The 21,915-nt window shown below is 66.1% G+C and carries 20 protein-coding genes; 12 read left to right on the top strand and 8 right to left on the bottom strand.

Annotation, left to right across the window (positions count from 1 at the left end):
* Positions 1-102: 102 nt before the first annotated feature.
* Positions 103-2,268, bottom strand: coding sequence for an anthranilate synthase component I (locus ACVMDN_RS28800; protein WP_141340529.1), 2,166 nt, complete (start codon positions 2,266-2,268; stop codon positions 103-105).
* A gap of 356 nt (positions 2,269-2,624) precedes the next feature.
* On the opposite strand from ACVMDN_RS28800, the gene ACVMDN_RS28805 reads away from it, so the two are divergent.
* Positions 2,625-3,623: a VOC family protein gene (locus ACVMDN_RS28805; RefSeq protein WP_246786591.1), complete on the top strand. Its 999-nt coding sequence runs from the start codon at positions 2,625-2,627 to the stop codon at positions 3,621-3,623.
* Between the two features lie 167 nt (positions 3,624-3,790).
* On the opposite strand, the gene ACVMDN_RS28810 is transcribed toward ACVMDN_RS28805, so the two are convergent.
* From ACVMDN_RS28810 to petA, 3 genes are all read right to left on the bottom strand, one after another.
* Entirely contained in the window at positions 3,791-4,465 is a 675-nt protein-coding gene (locus ACVMDN_RS28810; RefSeq protein ID WP_141340527.1) for a dienelactone hydrolase family protein, read from the bottom strand.
* 184 nt (positions 4,466-4,649) lie between these two features.
* A complete protein-coding gene (locus ACVMDN_RS28815; RefSeq protein ID WP_026193258.1) occupies positions 4,650-6,722 on the bottom strand; it encodes a cytochrome c1 in 2,073 nt (690 codons plus the stop codon).
* A gap of 72 nt (positions 6,723-6,794) precedes the next feature.
* Positions 6,795-7,325: a ubiquinol-cytochrome c reductase iron-sulfur subunit gene (gene petA, locus ACVMDN_RS28820; protein WP_016839713.1), complete on the bottom strand. Its 531-nt coding sequence runs from the start codon at positions 7,323-7,325 to the stop codon at positions 6,795-6,797.
* 277 nt (positions 7,326-7,602) lie between these two features.
* On the opposite strand from petA, the gene ACVMDN_RS28825 reads away from it, so the two are divergent.
* The 6 genes from ACVMDN_RS28825 to ACVMDN_RS28850 all read left to right on the top strand — a co-directional run bounded on the left by ACVMDN_RS28825 (position 7,603) and on the right by ACVMDN_RS28850 (position 11,129).
* The gene (locus ACVMDN_RS28825; RefSeq protein ID WP_141340526.1) at positions 7,603-8,073 is read left to right on the top strand and encodes a tRNA (cytidine(34)-2'-O)-methyltransferase; all 471 of its coding nucleotides are present in this window, start codon (positions 7,603-7,605) and stop codon (positions 8,071-8,073) included.
* 10 nt (positions 8,074-8,083) lie between these two features.
* Complete coding sequence (gene queE / locus ACVMDN_RS28830; protein WP_076830475.1) at positions 8,084-8,716, top strand: 7-carboxy-7-deazaguanine synthase; 633 nt, start codon at positions 8,084-8,086, stop codon at positions 8,714-8,716.
* 27 nt (positions 8,717-8,743) lie between these two features.
* Positions 8,744-9,109: a 6-pyruvoyl trahydropterin synthase family protein gene (locus ACVMDN_RS28835; RefSeq protein ID WP_076830472.1), complete on the top strand. Its 366-nt coding sequence runs from the start codon at positions 8,744-8,746 to the stop codon at positions 9,107-9,109.
* A 2-nt stretch (positions 9,110-9,111) separates the two neighbouring features.
* Positions 9,112-10,008: an oxygen-dependent coproporphyrinogen oxidase gene (gene hemF, locus ACVMDN_RS28840; protein ID WP_200844447.1), complete on the top strand. Its 897-nt coding sequence runs from the start codon at positions 9,112-9,114 to the stop codon at positions 10,006-10,008.
* Positions 9,999-10,739 (top strand): HAD family hydrolase, encoded by a 741-nt coding sequence (locus ACVMDN_RS28845; protein WP_076830275.1) that lies wholly within the window; start codon positions 9,999-10,001, stop codon positions 10,737-10,739. The genes hemF and ACVMDN_RS28845 overlap by 10 nt, the downstream gene beginning before the upstream one ends.
* Positions 10,740-10,880: 141 nt before the next feature.
* Positions 10,881-11,129, top strand: a complete 249-nt coding sequence (locus ACVMDN_RS28850) for a DUF2158 domain-containing protein (RefSeq protein ID WP_244558905.1) — start codon at positions 10,881-10,883, stop codon at positions 11,127-11,129.
* 155 nt (positions 11,130-11,284) lie between these two features.
* Here ACVMDN_RS28850 and ACVMDN_RS28855 read toward each other — a convergent pair whose 3' ends face one another.
* Genes ACVMDN_RS28855 through ACVMDN_RS28870 form a run of 4 tightly spaced genes read right to left on the bottom strand, consistent with a single transcriptional unit; the run spans position 11,285 to position 14,107 of the window.
* Positions 11,285-12,541, bottom strand: a complete 1,257-nt coding sequence (locus ACVMDN_RS28855) for a CCA tRNA nucleotidyltransferase (protein WP_141340525.1) — start codon at positions 12,539-12,541, stop codon at positions 11,285-11,287.
* The gene (locus ACVMDN_RS28860) at positions 12,538-12,801 is read right to left on the bottom strand and encodes a DUF6111 family protein (protein ID WP_057016980.1); all 264 of its coding nucleotides are present in this window, start codon (positions 12,799-12,801) and stop codon (positions 12,538-12,540) included. Before ACVMDN_RS28860 ends, ACVMDN_RS28855 begins: the two co-directional genes overlap by 4 nt.
* Positions 12,798-13,433 (bottom strand): CoA pyrophosphatase, encoded by a 636-nt coding sequence (locus ACVMDN_RS28865; protein WP_371852161.1) that lies wholly within the window; start codon positions 13,431-13,433, stop codon positions 12,798-12,800. The genes ACVMDN_RS28860 and ACVMDN_RS28865 overlap by 4 nt, the downstream gene beginning before the upstream one ends.
* Before the next feature lie 32 nt (positions 13,434-13,465).
* A complete protein-coding gene (locus ACVMDN_RS28870; protein WP_057016979.1) occupies positions 13,466-14,107 on the bottom strand; it encodes a DUF1285 domain-containing protein in 642 nt (213 codons plus the stop codon).
* A 241-nt stretch (positions 14,108-14,348) separates the two neighbouring features.
* Here ACVMDN_RS28870 and ACVMDN_RS28875 point away from each other — a divergent pair, with 241 nt between their 5' ends.
* The 5 genes from ACVMDN_RS28875 (at position 14,349) to ACVMDN_RS28895 (ending at position 21,874) form a co-directional block, all read left to right on the top strand.
* The gene (locus ACVMDN_RS28875; RefSeq protein ID WP_038386028.1) at positions 14,349-15,353 is read left to right on the top strand and encodes an AAA family ATPase; all 1,005 of its coding nucleotides are present in this window, start codon (positions 14,349-14,351) and stop codon (positions 15,351-15,353) included.
* Positions 15,353-16,294, top strand: coding sequence for a DUF58 domain-containing protein (locus tag ACVMDN_RS28880; RefSeq protein WP_076830268.1), 942 nt, complete (start codon positions 15,353-15,355; stop codon positions 16,292-16,294). The genes ACVMDN_RS28875 and ACVMDN_RS28880 overlap by 1 nt, the downstream gene beginning before the upstream one ends.
* On the top strand, positions 16,294-19,104 hold the full coding sequence (locus ACVMDN_RS28885; protein ID WP_076830466.1) for a DUF4159 domain-containing protein: 2,811 nt from the start codon (positions 16,294-16,296) through the stop codon (positions 19,102-19,104). Before ACVMDN_RS28880 ends, ACVMDN_RS28885 begins: the two co-directional genes overlap by 1 nt.
* A gap of 120 nt (positions 19,105-19,224) precedes the next feature.
* Positions 19,225-21,288: a hypothetical protein gene (locus ACVMDN_RS28890; protein WP_141340524.1), complete on the top strand. Its 2,064-nt coding sequence runs from the start codon at positions 19,225-19,227 to the stop codon at positions 21,286-21,288.
* 163 nt (positions 21,289-21,451) lie between these two features.
* Positions 21,452-21,874 carry a DUF2946 family protein gene (locus tag ACVMDN_RS28895; RefSeq protein ID WP_057016976.1) on the top strand — a complete coding sequence of 141 codons (423 nt, stop codon included), beginning with the start codon at positions 21,452-21,454 and terminating at the stop codon, positions 21,872-21,874.
* Positions 21,875-21,915: the final 41 nt, after the last annotated feature.

Raw genomic sequence — 21,915 nt, forward strand, 5'->3', positions numbered from 1 at the left:
AGGGTCATTCCGGGGCGATGCGAAGCATCGAACCTGGAATCTCGAGATTCCGGGTCTGGTGCTAACGCACCATCCCGGAATGACGATGGTTAAACTTAGCCTTCACTTGCTACTCACATTAAGCCGGAATGCATTCTCGACAATGCGCAGGCCGACCTCGTTGCCGAGCGACATCAGCGATTCCGGATGGAATTGCACGCCGCCGACCGGCAGGGTCTTGTGCTCGATCACCATCGCGACGCCGTCTTCGGTGGTCGCGGTCACCGCCAGCACCTCGGGCACGCTGTCGCGCTCGACATAGAGCGAGTGGTAGCGGCCGATCACGATCTCATTGGGCAGGTTCCGCATCAGCCGGCCACCGCGCACCTGGACGCGCGAGGGACGGCCGTGCGCAGGCTGGCCGAGCTGGCCGAGCTGGCCGCCGAAATACTCGCCGATCGCCTGCACGCCGAGGCAGACGCCGAAGATCGGCAGCTTGTTCTCGAGCGCGGTGTCGATGGTCTTCGCGATGCCGAAATCCTCCGGGCGACCCGGCCCGGGCGACAGCACCAGGAGGTCCCAGCCCTCTTTCTTGAGCATGTCCTGGGCATGCACGTGCCTGACCACGGTGACGGTGGCGCCGACCTGGCGGAAGTAATCCGCCAGCATGTGCACGAAGCTGTCGTCGTGATCGATCAAGAGCACGTTCTTGCCGGAGCCGGTGGCATCGGGCGCGAAATCGGACAGCGGCTTCGGCGGATCGCCGCGCAGCGCCTGGAACAGCGCCGCGGCCTTGACCTGGCACTCGCGATCCTCGGCGGCCGGATCGGAGTCAAACAGGCAGGTCGCGCCGACTCGCACCTCGGCGAGGCCGTCCTTCATCCGGATGGTGCGGATCGTGAGTCCGGTGTTGATGCTGCCGTCGAAATTCACGCAGCCGATCGCGCCGGCATACCAGCGCCGCGGCGACCGCTCGTGATCCTCGACGAACTGCATCGCCCACAGTTTCGGCGCGCCGGTCACGGTGACCGCCCAGGCATGGGTCAGGAAGGCGTCGAGCGAATCGAAGCCCGGCCGCAGCATGCCCTCGACGTGATCGACGGTGTGGAACAGCTTTGAGTAGGTCTCGATCTGACGCCGCGCCAGCACCTTGATGGTGCCGGGCACGCAGACGCGCGCCTTGTCGTTGCGATCGACGTCGGTGCACATGTTGAGCTCGAACTCGTCCTTCTCCGAGTTCAGGAGCTTGCGGATCTGCTCGGCATCGCCGATCGAGTCCGAGCCGCGCGCGATGGTGCCCGAGATCGGGCAGGTCTCGACCCGGCGGCCGTCGGAGCGCACGAACATCTCCGGCGACGCGGAGACCAGGAATTCACCGTCGCCGAGATTCATCAGCGCACCATAGGGTGACGGATTGATGCGGCAGAGCCGCTGGAACACTTCAGCCGGCGAGCGCTCGCAGGGCTCGGCGAACAGCTGCCCGGGCACCGCCTCGAACAGGTCGCCGCGGGCAAACGCCGCGCGCGCGACCTCGACAGTCGCCTGATATTCGCCGGGCGCGTGATCGGCAAAGCCTTGCCGGCCGTTCCTGGCGTAGAGGCTCGGAGCGGTCTCCTGCGGCAGGCCGGCGGTGGATTTGCCCTTCCACGCGAACTCGTAACTGAGCGCCACGCCGCGGCCGGTGGCGCGGTCATAGGCCAAGAGACGGTCCGGCACGTAGAGCACGATGTCGCGCTGGTCGGCCTCGCGGGCGCGCTTCTGCACGAGGTCCTCGATCTGGAACACGAGGTCGTAGGCGAAGGCGCCGAACAGGCCGAGCAGCGGATCGGCATTGGAGGTGAACGCCGCCACCATGTCGCGCACCAGCGACATCACGCTGGCGCGACGCGTGCGCTGGTCTTCCTCGACCGGCGCGGCGCCGCGGATGATATGGCCGGCGAGCCGCGTTGGGGTCCGCTCCGAGATCACGACGCAGGGCTCGCGCAGCACGTCGCCGAGGAAGGCGATCAGGACCTCGCCGCGCGGGTTCAGCGCCTGCAACGAGAAGTTGGTGCCCGACGTCTCCAGCACCAGCGGCGGATCGGCAAAGCCGAGGTCAAAGCTCTCGTAGCGGCCCGGTACCGTCGTGCCCGAGGACAGCACCACGCCGCGGCGGCGGTCCAGCAGCGCGATCAAATCGTCGAGACGGTTGGCGCCGCCGGTGAATTGCTCGACCACACGCGCGACCGCAAGGCCGCCATTGGTCAGGTATTCGCTTCGAGCCGGCAGGGAGAAGACTGTCCTGTTCATGTGATCCTCTTACGAGACTTGCCGAGAGAGCGCCACACAGGACAAACGAAGGGCAAATAAACTAACCATCGGTCGCACTGCGATGGCGACCTTCGACGTTTGTGAAAAAAGAAAACGCACCGGCCACCTATGAGAAGGTGGGCCACCAACGACGAGATGGACTGGCAACGGTGCTCATGCCCGTTACTCACCACCCGGCGCGGGCCGTGTCAAGAGATGGCCCGGCACCCCTGCCCCAATCCTGGACGCCCTTTTGAGCGGCATTTTCGGGTTTGAAGGGGCAGGAATCCGCGTAGGATTTGGTGAAATGGCAGCTGATCGGCCGCCCAAAAAACAGACAGATGGCGGAGGCGCAGATGGCGATTTTGGGTCTCGGATATGCCGGCTTCGGCTCCGACGCGCTCGACGACTGGCGGCGGTTCGGCACTGGCCTCGTCGGGCTGCAGGCGGTCGAACGCGGCAATTCGCTGCTCGCGTTCCGGATGGACGACCGCAAGCAACGCATCGTGATCGACCGCGCGCAGGGCGAAGGCACCCGGTTCTTCGGCTGGGAGGTAGCTGACAGTGCGGCCCTCGATGCGCTGGCGGCACGGCTGGAGCGCGCCGGCGTCGCCGTGACATCAGAGCCGCTGGCGCTCGCAGATAGCAGGCGGGTGCGCGGCCTGATCTCGTTTCGGGATCCCGCCGGCAACCGCCTCGAGGCGTTTCATGGCGCCGAGATCGACGACACGCCGTTCAGGCCGGGCCGCTCGATCTCCGGCTTCCGCACCGGGCCGCTCGGCCTCGGCCACGCCGTGCTGACGGTCGAGCACATCGCGCCGGTGATGAGCTTCTATGTCGACGTGCTTGGCTTCGGCCTCAGCGACTACATCGAAAAACCGTTCCGCGCCTATTTCTTCCACGTCAATGCCCGCCACCACTCGCTGGCGCTGATCGAGACCGGCACGAACGGCATGCATCATCTGATGGTCGAGCTGTTCTCGCTCGACGATGTCGGCCAAGCCTATGACGTCGCGCAGCAGGAAGACCGCGTCAACGTCACGCTCGGCCGCCACACCAACGACCTGATGACGTCGTTCTACGCCAAATCGCCGTCCGCCTTCATGGTCGAGTGCGGCTGGGGCGGCCGCGAGATCGATCCGGTGAACTGGACACCGTTCGAGATGCATGACGGCCCGAGCCTGTGGGGCCACGAGCGGGTCTGGCTGTCTCCGGAGGACCGCGCCGTCGCGCGCGAGATGCGGATGCGCGCCGCCGCCGAGGGCAAGCGCGCACCGGTGCAGGTGATGGAAGGTAATTTCAAGCTGATGTCGGGCACCTGCCCGTGGTGGGACGGGGTGAAGGCGGAGAGTTAGATCTCGCCGTCGTCCCTGCCTAGTGCGCAATTGCGCACGGGAGCAGGGACCCATAACCACAGGGCCTAGTTATTTGGCGAGATGACTGCCAGCGTGCCCATTGCAAAAGCCACGGCGTATGGGTCCCGGCCTTCGCCGGGACGACGCCGGTGGTTTTGGCAATCGCCTTACCCCAGGTGCTTCTTGAAGAAGTCCGTGGCGCGGCCCCAGGCGAGTTCGGCGGCCTCGCGGTCGTGCACCGACTGGCGCTGCTCGTTGACGAAGGCGTGCTCGGCGTCGTAGCGGAACAGCTCGAGCGACTTGCCGGCGGCCTTCATCGCCTTCTCGAAATTGCTGACGAGCTCCGGCGTGCACCAATCGTCCTTGTTGGCGAAATGCGCCTGCAGCGGAATCCTGACGTCGGCGGGCTTGGCCGCCTGCTCCGGCGGAATGCCGTAGAACACGACGCCCGCAGTTAGTTCCGGCACTTGCACCGAGCCGATGATGGTCACCGCGCCGCCGAGACAGAAGCCGGTCAGGCCGACCTTGGCGCCGTTCTTGGCGAGATACTGCGCGGCGCCGCGCACCGTCTGCGTGGTGGCGTCCATGAAGTCGAGCGAGTTCATCTCTTTGCCCGCGGCATCGGTGTCGTGATACGGCACCACCTTGCCCTTGTAGAGATCGGGCGCCAGCGCATCGAAGCCAGCCACCGCGAAGCGGTCGCACAGGCCCTTGATCTGGTCCGACAGGCCCCACCATTCCTGGATCACGACGACGCCGGGTGCGTTGCCGCGCGCCGCATTGGCGAGATAGCCCGACGCATCCTTGCCGTCCGGACGCTTGAAGCTGATGCTGGTACCCATGAGTTCCTCCGCAATGTTTGCCGGCTGATTGGCCGGCATCTTGTCCGCACTCGGCGGCCGACGCAATTGACGACACTGTCATTCCGGGTTCGATGCTACCGCGTCACCCCGGAATGACGGAGAGATTGCAAACAAAAAAGCCCCCGAAGGGGGCTTTCTCAAACTCGCTATACCGTACCCGAGATCAGTGGGCGTTGGCCCAGACCTTGCGCTTGGTGAAGTACATCAGGAAGGCGAAGACGACCAGGAAGAAGAACACCTGCATGCCGATCCGCTTGCGCTCCTCCATGTGCGGCTCGGCCGCCCACATCAGGAACGTGGTGACGTCATGCGCGTACTGCTTGACCGTCGCGGGCGAGCCGTCGTCGAAGGTCACCTGGCCGTCGGACAGCGGCTTCGGCATCTTGATGGCGTGGCCGGGGAAGTACTTGTTGTAGTACGAGCCCTCCGGGATCGTGACGCCCGCCGGAGCCTTGTCCTCGAAGCCCTGCAGGATGGCGTCGACGTAGTCGGGTCCCTGCTCCTGGTACTGGGTGAAGAAGTCGATCGCGAACTGCGGGAAGCCGCGCTTGTAGGACCGCGCCTTGGTGATCAGCGAGAGGTCGGGCGGCGCCGCGCCGCCATTGGCCGCGCGCGCGGCCTGCTCGTTCGGGAACGGCGACGGGAAGTAATCCGCCGGGCGGCCCGGACGCTCGAACATCTCGCCCTGGTCGTTCGGACCGTCCTTGATCTTGTACTCGGACGCGAAGGCCGCCGCCTGCGCCGGCGAATAGCCGGGACCGCCGGGATCGGCGAGGTTGCGGAACGCGACATAGGACAGGCCGTGACAGGCGGCACAGACTTCCTTGTAGACCTTCAAGCCGCGCTGCAGCGAGCCACGGTCATAGGTGCCGAAAGGACCGGAGAACGACCACTTCTGGGCCGGCGGCGCGTTGCCACCCTCCTCGGCCTTGGCGTTCTGGGTGCCGCCGACGAGCAGGCTGCCGGCCACGACCATCGCGAGCATCACAGAGGCCGCGGTCGCGGCCCTGCCCTTGCTCTTCGCCAGCACGTCGTCGGCGATCGAGTTCGGCACCGGACGCGGCGTCTCGATGCGGGCGAGCAGCGGCAGCACAATCAGGAAGTAGGCGAAGTAGCAGACCGTCAGGATGCGGCCGGCGATCACATAGATGCCTTCCGGCGGCTGCGAGCCGAGGTAACCGAGCAGGATGCAGACCACCACGAAGATCCAGAAGAACTGCTTGGCCAGCGGGCGATACTTCGACGAACGGGTCCGTGCGCTGTCGAGCCAGGGCAGGAAGCACAGGATGATGATCGCCGAGAACATCGCCACGACGCCGGCGAGCTTGTTCGGGATCGAACGCAGGATCGCGTAGAACGGCAGGTAGTACCATTCAGGCACGATGTGCGCCGGCGTCACGCCCGGGTTCGCCGGGATGTAGTTGTCGGCGTCGCCGAGATAGTTCGGCATGTAGAAGATGAACCAGGCGAAGAAGATCAGGAAGCAGGACACGCCGAACATGTCCTTGATCGTCGCATACGGCGTGAACGCAACGGTGTCCTTCTCGGTCTTGGCCTCGACGCCGGCCGGGTTGTTCTGACCCGCGACGTGCAGCGCCCAGACGTGCAGCACGACCACGCCGGCGATCACGAACGGGAGCAGATAGTGCAGCGAGAAGAAGCGGTTCAGCGTCGGGTTGCCGACCGAATAGCCGCCCCACAGCAGGGTCACGATGCTCTCGCCGAAATAGGGCACGGCCGAGAACAGATTGGTGATGACGGTGGCGCCCCAGAAGCTCATCTGGCCCCACGGCAGCACGTAGCCCATGAAGCCCGTCGCCATCATCAGGAGGTAGATGATGACGCCGAGGATCCACAGCACCTCGCGCGGCTCCTTGTACGACCCGTAATAGAGGCCGCGGAACATATGGATGTAGACGGCGAAGAAGAACATCGACGCGCCGCAGGCATGCATGTTGCGCAGCAGCCAGCCGTAATTGACGTCGCGGACGATCAGTTCGACCGACTTGAAGGCGAGGTCGGCGTGCGGCGTGTAGTGCATCGCCAGGATCACGCCGGTCAGGATCTGCAGCGCCAGCATCATCGAAAGGATGGCGCCGAAGGTCCACCAGTAGTTCAGGTTGCGCGGCGTCGGATAGGCCACGAACGAGGAGTGGATCAGGCCGAAGATCGGAAGGCGCCGTTCGATCCACTTCAAGGCGGGGTTGCTCGGTTGGAAATCAGATGGTCCGCTCATTGATGCGATCCTGAAGAAGAAAAACGACGCGATGGGTCCAAGTGGAAGCTGAAATCCCGGAGGGGCCGGGACTTAGCCGATCTGGATTTTGGTGTCGGAAAGGAAGGCGTAAGGCGGCACCGCCAGGTTGGCGGGCGCCGGCCCCTGGCGGATACGACCGGAGGAGTCGTACTGCGAGCCGTGGCAGGGGCAGAAGAAGCCGTCGTAATTGCCTTCATGGGCGATCGGGATGCAGCCGAGATGGGTGCAGATGCCGATCACAACCAGCCACTGGTCGTGGCCGGCCTTGACGCGGGCCGAGTCGGGCTGCGGATCGGGCAGGCTCGAGAGCGCCACGCTCTGGGCCTCCTGGATCTGCTTCTTGGTGCGATGGCTGATGTAGATCGGCTTGCCGCGCCAGAAGACCTTGATGTCCTGGCCCTCGGCGATCGGCGTCAGATCGACCTCGATCGGCGCGCCGGCCGCGATCGTCGCGGCATCCGGGTTCATCTGCGCAACCAGCGGCCAGACGGTGGCGGCTGCGCCGACCGCGGCGGCAGCTCCGGTTGCAACAAAGAGAAAATCACGGCGTGTCGGATGGTCCGCCGAAGACGCTGTCGTCACGATTCCTAGCCCTTTCTTTTCTGCAGCCGGTGGAACCGCCCTGGAGACGCAGGACGCGCCCCAAGAAAGGCTGCCGGCGCCCGCGGCCCCCGCGGCGGCAGAAAACCGCTATTCCCCACCCCAAATGGCGGAACAGCAGTCCAGAATCGTTCTATTGGCACCCTTGCCGGACGAGCGCAAGCCCGCTATCGGCTCGCACACGTGCAATGCACGAAATCCGCGCCGAGCGATGTTTTATTGAGACAATTTCATCCGGATTTCACAGGCCGCCCGCACCATGCAGATCGCGCTGTTCCAGCCCGACATCCCCCAGAATACAGGGACGATTCTGCGCCTCTGCGCTTGCCTGGACGTGGCAGCCCATATCATCGAACCGGCGGGATTCGACACCTCGGACCGGAATTTCCGCCGGGCGGGTATGGACTATCTCGACCATGTGCGGTTGAAGCGTCACGACTCATGGTCGAAATTCGAGGAATGGCGGGCCGAGACCGGATGCCGGCTGGTGCTGTTCACGACTAAGGCGGCGAAATCCTATCTTGATTTCGCGTATACGGCCTCCGATGTCCTGCTGTTCGGGCGCGAGACGGCAGGGGTGACCGACGTGGTGGTGGCCGCTGCGGATGCGCGGCTGGTGATTCCGATCCGGCCGACCATGCGTTCGCTCAATGTGGCCGTCACAGCGGCCATGGCCGTCGGCGAGGCGCTGCGGCAAACCGGTACAGGAATTGCCGGTTCGGCAACTTAAGGGATTTTTGGTGAGCTACGCGGTCAAGGAGATCTTTCTCACCCTGCAGGGCGAAGGCGCCCATGCGGGCCGCGCCTCCGTGTTCTGCCGCTTCGCCGGCTGCAACCTCTGGAGCGGCCGCGAGCAGGACCGCGCCGGCGCGGTCTGCAAGTTCTGCGACACCGATTTCGTCGGCACCGACGGCACGCTGGGCGGCCGCTATGCGACCGCCGAAGAGCTGGCCGGCACCATTGCCGCGCAGTGGACGGGGGGCGAGGCCGACCGCTACGTGGTCCTGACCGGCGGTGAGCCGCTGCTGCAGGTCGACGCGGCCTTGATCGATGCCCTGCACGGCCACGGCTTTGCGATCGCGATCGAGACCAACGGCACCATCGTCCCGCCCGACGGGCTCGACTGGATCTGCGTCAGTCCCAAGGCCGCGGCCGAGCTCGTGATCCGCAAGGGGCACGAGCTCAAACTGGTCTATCCGCAAATGGAGAACGCACCGGAGGATTTCGCCGGCCTCGCCTTCGAGCGCTTCTCGCTGCAGCCGATGGACGGCCCCGACGTGATCGAGAATACCGAGCGGGCGATCGCCTATTGCCTGAAGCACCCGCAATGGCGCCTTAGCGTGCAGACGCACAAGTCGCTCGGCATTAGATGAACTAACAGAATCGGGTTGTTGAACGAGATGTGGGAATTGACGAAAGCGTTTCGGTTCGAGGCTGCGCATGCGCTGTCCGGAACGACCTTTGGCGCCGCCAGCGAGGAGATTCACGGCCACTCCTTTCGAGCCGAAGTTACCGTCCGCGGCACGCCCGACCCCGCGACCGGTATGGTGGTCGATCTCGGCCTCCTCGAACGCGCCATGGCCGAGGTGCAGAAGACGCTCGACCATAAGTTCCTCAACAAGATTGAGGCGATCGGCGTGCCGACGCTGGAGAATCTGTCGCGCTTCATCTGGGAGCGCTTGCAACACGCAGGCAAGCTGACCCGCGTCAGCGTCCATCGCGACAGCTGCAACGAAAGCTGCACCTATTTCGGCCCGCAAGGTTAGTCATGCTGCCAACAGATCCCGCCATCATCGAGGACCGCAAGGCGCGTGCGCGCGGCTGGTTCGAGGCGCTACGCAACGACATCTGCGCCGCCTTCGAGAAGCTCGAGGACGACGCCCCGTCCACGCTTTATCCCGGCGCCGCCGGCCGGTTCGCGCGGACCCCCTGGGACCGCACCGACCACACCGGCAAGCCGGGCGGCGGCGGCGTGATGTCGATCATGAAGGGCCGGCTGTTCGAGAAAGTCGGCGTGCACTGCTCGACCGTGCACGGCGAGTTCGCCCCCGAATTCCGCGCGCAGATTCCAGGTGCCGCCGACGATCCACGCTTTTGGGCGTCGGGCATTTCGCTGATCGCGCATTTGCGCAATCCGAACGTGCCCGCCGTGCACATGAACACCCGCTTCGTCGTCACCACGAAGGCGTGGTTCGGCGGCGGCGCCGACCTGACGCCGGTGCTGAACCGCCGGCGCACCCAGGAGGACCCCGACACGGTCGCCTTCCACGCCGCGATGAAGGAGGCGTGCAGCGGACCGAACGGCGTCGCCGACTACGACAAGTACAAGAAATGGTGCGACGACTATTTCTACCTGCCGCACCGCAAGGAGGCCCGCGGCATCGGCGGCATCTTCTACGACTGGCACGACAGCGGCGACTGGGAGGCCGATCTCGCCTTCACCCAGGACGTCGGGCGCAGCTTCCTGAAGATCTATCCCGACCTGGTGCGGCGCAATTTCGCGGCCGCCTGGAGCGCGGAGGATCGCGACGAGCAGCTGGTCCGCCGCGGCCGCTATGTCGAGTTCAACCTGCTCTATGACCGCGGCACCATCTTCGGCCTGAAGACCGGCGGCAATGTGGATTCGATCCTGTCGTCGCTGCCGCCGGAGGTGAAATGGCCATGATGAACCTGCCGCGCGCGATGTTGATCGACATGGATGACACCATCCTGTCGGCCTATGGACGCCCCGAGATCGCCTGGACCACGATCACCACGGAGTTCGCCGCGGAACTGGCGCCCCTCCCCCCGGATCAGGTCGCGACCGCGCTCTTGGCCTATGCACGGCAATTCTGGTCGACCGCCGAGCCGATCTGGCGGATCAAGCTCGGCGAGGCTCGGCGGCTCACCGTGAAGGGCGGCTTCGCGGCGCTCGCGGCAGCCGGTCACCGCGCGCTGCCGGACGATCTTGCGGACCGCATCGCCGATCGCTTCACCGCCTATCGCGAGGAAGAGATGTTCGTCTTCCCCGGCGCGCATGAAGCGATCGATGCGTTGAAGGCGCTCGGCATCAAGCTCGCGCTGGTCACCAACGGCGCCGCCGACATGCAGCGCGCCAAGGTCGAACGCTTCGCGCTCGGCCATCGCTTCGATCACATCCAGATCGAGGGCGAGCACGGCTTCGGCAAGCCGGAGGAGCGCGCCTACCTGCACGCGATGGAAGCGCTCGGCGTCACCGCATCCGACACCTGGATGATCGGCGACAATCTCGAGTGGGAAGTCGTGGCGCCACAGCGGCTTGGCATCTATGCGATCTGGATGGACGTGCACGGTGTCGGGCTGCCGCCGGGATCGACCATCAAGCCCGACCGCATCATCCGCTCGCTGAGCGAACTGGTTCCTGCCGCGCGCAAATAGCGCATCGCGGCCGTTTTCCACGTCAATTCCATTGAAGCTGGCGCCGGCCGTGATTTGGCTGTCATCACCGGTCGCTAGCCTGCCGCCCGCGTCATCCAGCGCGGAGGGAAAATCATGGAACTGAAACCAGGCGATGTTGTCATGCTGAAGTCCGGCGGCCATCCGGTCACGGTCGTCGAAATCGACGAGGACAAGGTCGAGTGCCTGTGGATGGGTACGGACGGCGACCTGTTTCGCGAAACCTTGCCGCTTGTCGCACTCGAATCGACCGAGCTCGATCCGGAGGACGATGAAGAGGAAGACGACGAAGACGAGGACGACGCGGAAGAAGAGGACGACGAGGACGAAGACGACGACGGCGACCGCAAGAAGAAGCGCAAGGCGGCGTGAGATCCATTGGCGCGATGCTGACTGGCAGATGCCGGCAGCATCGCCTCCATGCGACGTTCGACCGATCGTCGTTCAGCCAATCGTCACCGTGCCGCCGCTGACCACGGCGGCATCGAGACGTCGGCAAGAAAACTCAGAGAAAACTCAGAGGAAATTCAAAGCCGATGGTCGCGGGTGAAACGGGCCGCGGTCTGGTCGGCGATATCAGACAGTATCTTCGGCTCCAGCGGAAAGTCCGCGGCCAACCAGGCATCCTCCGCCAGGGTCAGGACATGTCCGAGTGCCGGTCCCTCGGCAATGCCGCGCGCGATGAAATCCGACGCCCGCAACGGAAAGTGCGGCGCGCGCCAGCGCTCCGGCAGCGTGGCGAGCGCGCGCCATTGATCGACATCCTGGCCCGCGCCGGTGCGCGCCCAGGCCAATAGCACCCGGTCGCGATACGGCTCCTCGTCGAGCCGGTACAGCCTGCGCCTGGCATGCGCCTCGTCCATGCCGGGCAAGCGCCACCAGCGATGGCCCATCGAATCGAGCGCCTTGGCCTCGGCGTTGGAGAGCCGCAGCCGGCTGGCGATACGCCGCGCGTCCTCGGTCACGGCGACCGTCAGCGCGGCGAGCCTTCGCATCGCGCTCGGCGCGAGCTTCATCAGCCGCTCGATCTCGATCATCGCCGCGAACGGTCCAGTATAGGCGATGCCGCCGAACAGCGGCTGCAGCAAACCACCGTCACCCATCGCGACCATTGCACTTGCGGCGCCGTTCGCGACCACGAGCTTGAGCATCTCCATGCGGATCCGCTCGGCCGACAGGCCGCTCAAACCGGCGCGCCCGCCGATGCAGGCGAGATAGCCGGCGCGATCGACCTCGCCCGCGCCGTAGGCGGCGTGGAAACGGAAGAAGCGCAGGATGCGCAGATAGTCCTCGGCAATCCGCTGCGCGGGATCGCCGATGAAGCGCACGCGCCTCGCCTCGATGTCGGCGAGGCCGCCGACGTGATCGTGCACGACGCCCGAAGCGTCGACCGACAGGCCGTTGATGGTGAAGTCGCGCCGCTCGGCGTCACGCACCCAGTCGCGACCGAACGCCACCCTGGCCTTGCGGCCATAGGTCTCGGTATCCTCGCGCAGCGTCGTCACCTCGAAGGGCTGGCTGTCGACGACCAAGGTCACCGTGCCGTGCTCGATGCCGGTCGGCACGCTCTTGATGCCCGCCCGCTTGGCGCGGCGGATCACCTCCTCCGGTAGCGCCGTGGTGGCGATGTCGATGTCGGCGAGTGGAATCTGCATCAAGGCGTTGCGCACGGCCCCGCCGATCACCCGCGCTTCCTCGCCGTCGGCATTGAGCAGGTCGAGCACGCGCGCCGCGGGCCCGGAAGCGAGCCATGGCGCGTCGGACAACAGGCGCATCTCGCTCATTTCTCAACTCCCGGCACCAGCTTGCCGTTCTCGATATGGGCTGGAACGTAGATCGAATTCGGCGGCGCGCCAGTCAATTCGGCCAGCAGCACGAAGCTCACGATGACCATCACCAGCGCCACCAGCGTCAGCTTTGCGATCATGTCGAGCGGCCATGACGCCGGCAGCGTCACGCCGGACCGCGTCGCGATGAGGAAGATGGCATAGACCGCGAAGGGGACCAGAAAGATTCCGATCTCGGTCAATACCGTGCGGATCATGACAGATAGATCCGCTCATACAGCACGCGCAGGATGCCCGCGGTCGCGCCCCAGATGTAGCGCTCGGCGAACGGCATCGCGTAATAGGACCGGTCCATGCCGCGGAATTCCTTGGTGTGGATCTGATGATTCTCGGGATTCATCAGGAAGGCGAGCGGCACCTCGAACGCATCGACCACCTCCGCCTCGTTGATCGCAAGCGTGAATCCCGGCTTCACCTTGGCGACCGTCGGCAGGATGCGGAAGCCGAACGCGGTGCCATAAAGGTCGAGATAGCCGACCGGGTCGATGAATTCCCGCTTCAGTCCGACTTCCTCGCAGGCCTCGCGCAGCGCGGCATCGAGCGGCGAGGCGTCGGTGGCGTCGATCTTGCCGCCGGGAAACGAGATCTGGCCGGCATGGCTCGACAGATTGGGCGAGCGCTGCGTCAACAGCACGGTCGGCTCGGGGTGATCGACCACCGGGATCAGCACCGCGGCCGGCCGCACCGGCTGCTCCTGCGCCACGATCTCGAGCATGCGGTCGTTGCCGGAATCTCCGGTGCGCGGAATGATATGCGGATCGACCAGGCCCGGCGGCACATCGAAAGTGAGCCGCGTGCGGGCCCGCGCGAAGAATTCCGTCGAGCTGATCGTCGCCGGCTCCACCTTCAGCAACGGCTCGTTCAAAGTGCGTCCCTCACCTGACTGGCATCGGCCATCGCGAAGAACTCGCCGCCGGACTCGATGCCGAACATCTCCTGACCATCGACCATCCGCTGCTCGCCCATGTCAACCAGATCGTAATAGAGCGCGCGGGTGACCTTGGCCCACAAATCGGCGCGGACGTGCAGATAGGGCGTCAATCCGCCGTCCTCGGCCGCCTCGAATCTGAGGCCGTGGCCTTTCTCGCAATCGACCCAATCGTCGACATTGGTGCGGAACCTGAGCAGGCGGCCGCGCGCGTCTTCCCCGGCCTGCATTTCCACGGCAAGGAACGGCGCGTCATCGACGCGGATGCCGACCTTCTCCACCGGTGTCACGAGAAAGTGCTTGCCGTCCTCGCGCTTCAGGATCGTGGAGAACAACCGCACCAGCGCGGGGCGGCCGATCGGCGTTCCCATGTAGAACCAGGTGCCGTCAGGCGCGATTCGCATGTCGAGATCGCCGCAGAATGGCGGATTCCACAGGTGAACCGGCGGCAGACCCTTGCGTCCGGCCGAACCCGATGTCGCAGCTTGATTGGCGGCCGTGGTGAGCCCTTCGAGACCCTTGCTCCCGAGGCCCGTGGTTTCCCTGCCGGAATCGCTCTGCCCTTGCTTCGCCATTGTTTGCCTTAAAGTTTCCTACCTTCAATCTGGCACGTTTGGTGCACATATCCTGAGATGTGGTCGGGATGTCATTCTCGCCACATCGTGATGCCGTTCATACCCTGAAACACCGATAAGGTGGGGATAGTTTAATTCAACGAATACATGGCCTTCGCTCAGGTTTAGCATGAGGGCCGAGATGACGACAGATGATGACGACGCGCCGATGTGCGCGCATCGTCAAGAAGGAGCGGATCGAATGGCTGGTGCAGACAGCGTCGAGAAACTGGAGGATGTGATCGTCCGTTCGGCCGAGCAGGTCGCGGGCCAGATCAAGGCCGCCAAGGAAGCGGTCTCCACCGTGATCTTCGGCCAGGAGCAGGTGATCGAAAACACCCTGGTGACGATTCTGTCGGGCGGCCACGCGCTGTTGATCGGCGTGCCCGGCCTCGCCAAGACCAAGCTGGTCGAGACCCTCGGCGTCACGCTCGGCCTCGATGCCAAGCGCATTCAGTTCACCCCCGACCTGATGCCGTCGGACATTCTCGGCGCCGAAGTGCTCGACGAGAGCTCGGCCGGCAAGCGTTCGTTCCGCTTCATCGCAGGTCCCGTGTTCGCGCAACTGCTGATGGCCGACGAGATCAACCGCGCCAGCCCGCGCACCCAGTCGGCGCTGCTGCAAGCCATGCAGGAGCAGCACATCACCATTGCCGGCGCGCGGCATGATTTGCCAAAACCGTTCCACGTGCTCGCGACACAGAACCCGCTGGAGCAGGAAGGCACCTATCCGCTGCCCGAGGCGCAGCTCGACCGCTTCCTGATGGAAATCGACGTCGACTATCCCGATCGCGACGCCGAGCGGCGCATCCTGTTCGAAACCACCGGCGCCGAAGAGGCCGCGGCCAAGCCGTCGATGGACGCCGAGACGTTGCTCACCGCGCAACGCCTGGTGCGGCGGCTGCCGGTCGGTGATTCCGTGGTCGAGGCGATCCTGACGCTGGTCCGCGCCGCGCGTCCCGGCACCGAGGGCGGCGAGGCCGGCAAGCTGATCGCATGGGGCCCGGGTCCGCGCGCCAGCCAGGCCTTGATGCTCGCGGTGCGCGCCCGTGCATTGCTCGACGGGAGACTCGCGCCGTCGATCGACGACGTGCTCGATCTCGCCGAGCCCGTGCTCAAGCACCGCATGGCGCTGACGTTCTCGGCGCGCGCCGAGGGTCGCACCATTCCCGACGTGATCAAGCAACTGAAGACCCGGATCGGTTGATGGCCGCAGACAACAGGCACCACAACGAGGAGATCCTTGCGGTTCGACGTGCCGATGGCGAAAGCCGAACGCTCGCCGCATCGCTGCCGCGTCTGGTGCTTGAGGCCCGCCGTGTCGCTGCCAACGTCATCCATGGCCTGCACGGCCGCCGCCGCGCCGGCTCGGGCGAGAATTTCTGGCAATACCGCCGCTTCGTCTCCGGCGAGCCGTCGCAGCGCGTCGACTGGCGCCGCTCGGCACGCGACGACCATCTCTATGTCCGCGAGCAGGAGTGGGAAGCCGCGCACACGGTGTGGATCTGGCCCGACCGCTCGCCGTCGATGGCCTTTGCCTCGCGCGAGGCGCGCGACAGCAAGCTGGAGCGCGGACTGATCGTAGCCTTCGCGCTCGCCGAGTTGCTCGTTGCGGGCGGAGAACGCGTCGGCATTCCCGGCCTGCTGAATCCGACGGCAAGCCTCAACGTGATCGACAAGATGGCGGAAGCGATGTTGCACGACGAGAAGACGCGCGCGAGCCTGCCGCCGTCCTTCGTGCCGTCGTCGCTGGCCGAAGTCGTCGTGTTGTCGGATTTCTGGTCGCCAATCACAGAGATCACGACGATGCTGGCCGGGCTTTCCTCCTCCGGCGCGCACGGCACCATGATCCAGGTCGTCGATCCCGCCGAAGAGACCTTCCCCTATTCCGGGCGCGTCGAATTCGTCGAACCGGAGATCGGCAGCGTCATCACCGCGGGCCGCGCCGAGAGCTGGGCGAGCGATTATGTCGCCCGGGTCGCGCTGCATCGCGACCAGATCCGCGGCGAGACCAATCGGCTCGACTGGCTGTTCTCGACCCATACCACCAGCCGCTCCGCTGCCGAGCTGCTGTTGTTCCTGCATGCCGGCATGATGGTGAGCAAGGGCGGCGGCCGCTCAATAGTCAAGGCGGGACGCAGCGCATGATCGCAGGCCTCCCCCTCTCCTTTGCCGAACCGCTGCTGCTGCTGGGGCTGGTCAGCCTGCCGGTGCTGTGGTGGCTGTTGCGCGTGATGCCGCCGCGGCCGCGCCGGATCGAATTCCCGCCGACGCGGCTATTGTTCGACATCGCGCCGAGGGAGGAGACACCGTCGCGCACGCCATGGTGGCTGACGCTGCTGCGGCTCGCCGCCGCCGCGCTCGTCATCTTCGCAGCCGCCGGCCCGATCTGGAATCCACAGACCGGCGTTGCCGCCGGCAAATTGCCGCTGGTGATCCTGCTCGACGACGGCTGGAGCGCGGCCTCGAGCTGGGATGCGCGGATCAGGGCCGCGGACGAACTGATCGCCAACGCCGACAGCGACCGCCGCGGCGTCGCGCTGGTGCCGCTGTCCGAGCCCGCGCGCGACATCACACTGATGCCGGCCGGCGCCGCGCGCGTCGCGCTGCGCCAGCTCGCGCCGAAGCCCTACTCGGTCGATCGGGTTGAAACTCTCGGCGCGCTTGGACGTTTCCTCAAGTCGACCGGCGACTGCGACATCGCCTGGCTGTCCGACGGCGTCGACACCGGACGCGGCAGCGAATTCACCGAGGGGCTCGGCAAGGTGATCGAGAGCCGCAATCTGACGATCTATGCGGGCGGTGCGCAGTCGGCGCAGGCGCTGGTCGCGGCCGAGAACGCCGCCGCCAAGATGACGGTGAAGGTGCTGCGCACCGAGAGCGGCATCGCGGCGGGAACGGTACGCGCGGTCGACGCCAAGGGATCGCCGATCGGCGAGGCGCGCTACACATTCGGACCGCAGGATCGCGAGACCGAAGCCGCCTTCGATCTTCCGGTCGAATTGCGCAACGACATCGCACGGCTCGAAATCTCCGGCGAGCATTCGGCCGGCGCCGTGCAGCTGCTCGACCGGCGCTGGCGCCGCCGCGCCATCGGCGTGGTCTCGGGTGCGAGCAACGACACCGCGCAGCCGCTGTTGGCGTCGACCTTCTATCTCTCCCGGGCGTTGTCGCCATTCGCCGATGTCAGGCTCGGCGATCGCGGCGCGCCGCAGCAGGTGATCGGGCAATTCCTCGACCAGCGGCTGCCGATGATCGTGATGGCCGACGTCGGCACGCTATCGCCAGAGATTCGCGACCGGCTCAATGCCTGGATCGAGCAAGGCGGCGTGCTGGTGCGCTTCGCAGGTCCGCGCCTCGCCCAGGCCGATGACGACCTCGTTCCCGTCAAGCTCCGCCGCGGCGGACGCACGCTCGGCGGCAGCCTGACCTGGGAGAAGCCGCAGCACATGGCCTCGTTCGCCGCCGATGGCCCGTTCTCGGGCCTCACCGTGCCGAAGGACATCACCGTCAACCGCCAGGTGCTGGCCGAGCCCGACGCCGTGCTCTCGACCAAGAGCTGGGCCTCGCTGGAGGACGGCACGCCGCTGGTCACCGGCGAGCGTCGCGGCAAGGGCGTTGTCAGCCTGTTCCATGTCGGCGCTGACATGCGCTGGTCGGATCTGCCGATGTCCGGCACCTTCGTCGAGATGCTGCGCCGGCTGATCGACATGTCCGGCTATACCTCGAAGCCCGGCCCGGGCGTCGCCAGCGATCCCAATGCCGAGACGGTTGCGCCGCTGCGCACGCTCGACGGCTTCGGCGTCTTCGGCCCGCCGCCCTCGAGCGCCAAGCCGATGTCGGCGGACTATCGCGATCGCGGCACGGCCGACCATCCGCCCGGCTTCTACGGCACTGCCGAGAGCCCGATCGCGGTCAACACGCTCGCCTCCGCCGATCGCATCGCGCCGCTCGACACCTCGGCCCTGCGCGCGACGCGTGCGAGCTACACCAACGCCGAGCCGCGCGATTTGCGCGGCATCATGCTGTCGACGGCGCTGGCGCTGTTCCTGCTCGATGCGATCGTGGTGGCCATGCTCGGCGGCGGCCTTGCCGCGCTGATCCGGCGGCGCGCGGCACCGGCCGTGCTCGCGTTGGCCTTCATCCTTGCGACCACGATGGTGCCCTCGCCGAGCCGCGCGCAGAACGCCAGCAGCGACGACTTCGCCATCAAGGCGGTGTCGCAGACGCGGCTGGCCTACGTCGTGACCGGCAATGCCGACGTCGATTCCATCGTCAAGGCGGGGATGTCCGGACTGACGCTGTTCCTCGGACAGCGCACCGCGCTGGAAGCCGGCGATCCCGTCGGCATCGATCCCGCGCGCGACGAGCTGACGTTCTTCCCCCTGATCTACTGGCCGATCGTGCCGGGCGCGCCGAAGCCGCCGCAGGACGCCATCAACAAGATCGACGCCTACATGAAGCAGGGCGGCACGGTCATCTTCGATACCCGTGACGCCGTCGAAGCGCCGCCGGGGGACAGCGGCTCATCGCAAACGCCCGGCATGCAGACGCTGCGCGAATTGCTGTCGACCCTCGACGTGCCCGAGCTCGAGCCGGTGCCGCGCGAGCACGTGTTGACCAAGACGTTCTATCTGCTGCGCGATTTCCCCGGCCGCTTCAACTCCGGTCAGACCTGGGTCGAGGCGCTGCCGCGCGAGGACGACGACGAGGCTGCGCAGCGCCCGGCGCGCGGCGGCGACGGCGTCTCGCCGATCATCATCACGTCGAACGACCTCGCCGGCGCCTGGGCGATCCGCCCCGACGGCCAGCCGATGCTGCCGCTGACGCCGGGCGAGCCGCGCCAGCGCGAATTTGCCTTCCGCGCCGGCGTCAACATCGTGATGTACACGCTGACCGGCAACTACAAGGCCGACCAGGTGCACGCGCCTGCCTTGATCGAGCGGCTGGGACAATAGAGATGCAAGTGCTTCAGCTGCCAACACCGTCATTCCGGGATGGTCCGAAGGACCAGACCCGGAATCTCGAGATTCCGGGTTCGATGCTTTCGCATCGCCCCGGAATGACGGAGTGACGTCATGAACTACGGCATCGCGTTCACACCGCTGGTTCCTTCGCTCGTGCTGTGGCTCGCGCTCGGCGCGATCGTCGTCATTGCCGTGCTGCTCCTGGTGTCGCGCGCGCGTGGCGCCGCGGTGCGGGTCGCGGCGCTGGCGCTGATCCTGCTGGCACTGGCCAATCCCTCCTTCACCCGCGAGGACCGCGAGCCGCTGTCCTCGGTCGCTGCCGTCGTGGTCGACAAGAGCCCGAGCCAGAATTTCGGCACGCGCAACCAGGAGACCGACAAGGCGCGGCAGGCGCTGGTCGACAGCCTGAAGCAGATCAAGGGCCTCGAGGTCCGCATCGTCGAGGCCGGTCAGGCCGATGGCGAGACCGATGGCACAAAACTGTTCGGCGCGCTGACGTCGGCGCTGTCGGACGTTCCGGTCGAGCGCGTCGCGGGCGCCTTCATGATCACCGATGGCCGCGTGCATGACATTCCCGCCAACGCCCAGGCGCTCGGCTTCCAGGCGCCGGTGCACGCGCTGATCACCGGCCGCAAGGACGAGCGCGACCGCCGCATCGCGATCACCGCCGCGCCGCGCTTCGGCATCGTCGGCCAGACCCAGACCATCACCTTCCGGCTCGACGACCAGGGCGTCACCGGCGAGCGCGCCAAGGTCACGATCCGCCGCGACGGCGAAGTGATCAACGAGCGCACGCTGACCAGCGGCCAGACCTCGAGCGTCGACATCGACATCAAGCACGCCGGGCCCAACATCGTCGAGATCGAGGCCTCGCCGCTCGAGAACGAGCTGACGCCGGTCAACAACCGCGCCGTAGTCGCGATCGACGGCGTGCGCGACAAGCTGCGCGTGCTGCTGGTTTCCGGCGAGCCGCATTCCGGTGAACGCACCTGGCGCAACCTCCTGAAGTCCGACCCCAGCGTCGATCTCGTGCACTTCACCATTCTGCGTCCGCCGGAGAAGCAGGACGGCACGCCGATCAACGAGCTGTCGCTGATCGCGTTTCCGACCCGCGAGCTGTTCCAGCAGAAGATCAACGAATTCCAGCTGATCATCTTCGACCGCTACGCCCGCCAGGGCGTGCTGCCGATCGCCTATTTCGACAACATCGCGCGCTATGTCCGCGCCGGCGGCGCGGTGCTGGTGTCCGCCGGCCCCGACTACGCCTCGACCACCAGCATCTGGCGCACGCCGCTGGACTCCGTGCTGCCGGCCGAACCGGTCGGCGTGACCGAGAAGCCGTTCTACGCGCATCTGAGCGATGCCGGTAAGCGCCATCCGGTGACGCGCGGGCTGGAAGGCTCGAATGCCGAGCCGCCGCATTGGAGCCGGTTCTTCCGCACCGTCGATACCCGCAACGCGATCAATCCGCCGGTCATGACCGGAGCCGACGGCAAGCCGCTGCTGCTGCTGTCGCGCTTCGGCGAAGGCCGCGTCGCGCTGCTGCTCTCGGACCACATCTGGCTGTGGGCGCGCGGCTACGAGGGCGGCGGCCCGCATCTCGATTTGTTGCGGCGGGTGTCGCACTGGCTGATGAAGCAGCCCGACCTCGACGAAGAGGCGCTGCGCATGCAGGTGCAGGGTAAGGATCTCATGGTGGTGCGCCAGACCATGGCCGACACCGTATCGCCGGTCACCGTGACGTCGCCGAGCGGCACCACGCATGAACTGACGCTCACCGCCGGCGATCCCGGCGAGTGGCGCGCGACGCTGCCCGCCAACGAGCTCGGCCTGTGGCAGGCCACCGACGGCACGCTGAAGGCGCTGATCAATGTCGGGCCGACCAACCCGAAGGAATTCTCGGAGGTCACCTCGACCACCGACATGCTGAAGCCGCTGGCGCAGGCAACCGGCGGCGACGCCCGGCGCATCGTCGACGGTTCGAGCGTCGACATGCCGCGCGTCGTGCCGGTACGCTCCTCCTCGATCTTCCGCGGCGACGGCTGGCTCGGCGTTAAGATGCGCGACGCCAGCGTCGTGAAGGGTGTCGGCGTGCTGCCGATGTTCGCCGGCCTGGTTGGCCTGCTGCTGTTGCTCGGCGCATTCGCGGCAACATGGCTGCGCGAGGGACGCTGAGTCCGGCCGGGCTCACGTCTGCGTTGCATCAAGCACACACAGGCAATGCATCGACACGGATTGTCTGAACGCCGGTTGACATCGCGGATGCCATCCGATGTTATAATGTAACATCGGGGCGCTGGGGTGTTGACGCGCTCCCGATTGGGCGGGCGTTATCGGCATGCAGTGGTTCCGGCGACACATCAAGACTGGCTCGCGGCTGGCGCTGTTCGCGCTCGCCGTCCAGTTCATGCTGTCGTTCGGGCATTTCCATCCGATCGCGGCCGCGCAAGCGGCGCCCGCAGTTCAGACCGGGCTATCGCTGATCGATCTCGCCTATATCGGGACCTCGGCGACGCCGGACCTCGCGGTCCAGGTGACCGGGACCGAGCCGCCCGCCAAGCACGACAACGACCGGCATCCGGCCGACAATTGCGCAATCTGCGCCGTCATCTCGCTCGCGAGCAGCATGCTGTTCACGGCGCCGCCGGTGCTGTTGCTGCCGGAAGCCGTCGAGCTTCTGTTCCGAACCACCAATGCCGAATTCCTCCATCTGAAGTCGGCGCCTGCGGCCTTTCATTCCCGCGCCCCTCCCCTGTCCTGACATCAACTGGTTGCTGCACGCCCTGAGCGGACGGCCGCGTC

Source organism: Bradyrhizobium sp. USDA 4510 (assembly GCF_054059095.1).

Coding starts and splice junctions, on each gene's coding strand:
- ACVMDN_RS28845 (WP_076830275.1), top strand. CDS start 9,999: ATGGCCATGATGAACCTGCCGCGCGCGATGTTGATCGACATGGATGAC.
- ACVMDN_RS28800 (WP_141340529.1), bottom strand. CDS start 2,268: ATGAACAGGACAGTCTTCTCCCTGCCGGCTCGAAGCGAATACCTGACC.
- ACVMDN_RS28860 (WP_057016980.1), bottom strand. CDS start 12,801: ATGATCCGCACGGTATTGACCGAGATCGGAATCTTTCTGGTCCCCTTC.
- ACVMDN_RS28855 (WP_141340525.1), bottom strand. CDS start 12,541: ATGAGCGAGATGCGCCTGTTGTCCGACGCGCCATGGCTCGCTTCCGGG.
- ACVMDN_RS28835 (WP_076830472.1), top strand. CDS start 8,744: ATGTGGGAATTGACGAAAGCGTTTCGGTTCGAGGCTGCGCATGCGCTG.
- ACVMDN_RS28875 (WP_038386028.1), top strand. CDS start 14,349: ATGGCTGGTGCAGACAGCGTCGAGAAACTGGAGGATGTGATCGTCCGT.
- ACVMDN_RS28825 (WP_141340526.1), top strand. CDS start 7,603: ATGCAGATCGCGCTGTTCCAGCCCGACATCCCCCAGAATACAGGGACG.
- ACVMDN_RS28890 (WP_141340524.1), top strand. CDS start 19,225: ATGAACTACGGCATCGCGTTCACACCGCTGGTTCCTTCGCTCGTGCTG.
- hemF (WP_200844447.1), top strand. CDS start 9,112: ATGCTGCCAACAGATCCCGCCATCATCGAGGACCGCAAGGCGCGTGCG.
- ACVMDN_RS28810 (WP_141340527.1), bottom strand. CDS start 4,465: ATGGGTACCAGCATCAGCTTCAAGCGTCCGGACGGCAAGGATGCGTCG.
- ACVMDN_RS28805 (WP_246786591.1), top strand. CDS start 2,625: ATGGCGATTTTGGGTCTCGGATATGCCGGCTTCGGCTCCGACGCGCTC.
- ACVMDN_RS28870 (WP_057016979.1), bottom strand. CDS start 14,107: ATGGCGAAGCAAGGGCAGAGCGATTCCGGCAGGGAAACCACGGGCCTC.
- ACVMDN_RS28815 (WP_026193258.1), bottom strand. CDS start 6,722: ATGAGCGGACCATCTGATTTCCAACCGAGCAACCCCGCCTTGAAGTGG.
- ACVMDN_RS28850 (WP_244558905.1), top strand. CDS start 10,881: ATGCTGAAGTCCGGCGGCCATCCGGTCACGGTCGTCGAAATCGACGAG.
- ACVMDN_RS28880 (WP_076830268.1), top strand. CDS start 15,353: ATGGCCGCAGACAACAGGCACCACAACGAGGAGATCCTTGCGGTTCGA.
- ACVMDN_RS28895 (WP_057016976.1), top strand. CDS start 21,452: ATGCAGTGGTTCCGGCGACACATCAAGACTGGCTCGCGGCTGGCGCTG.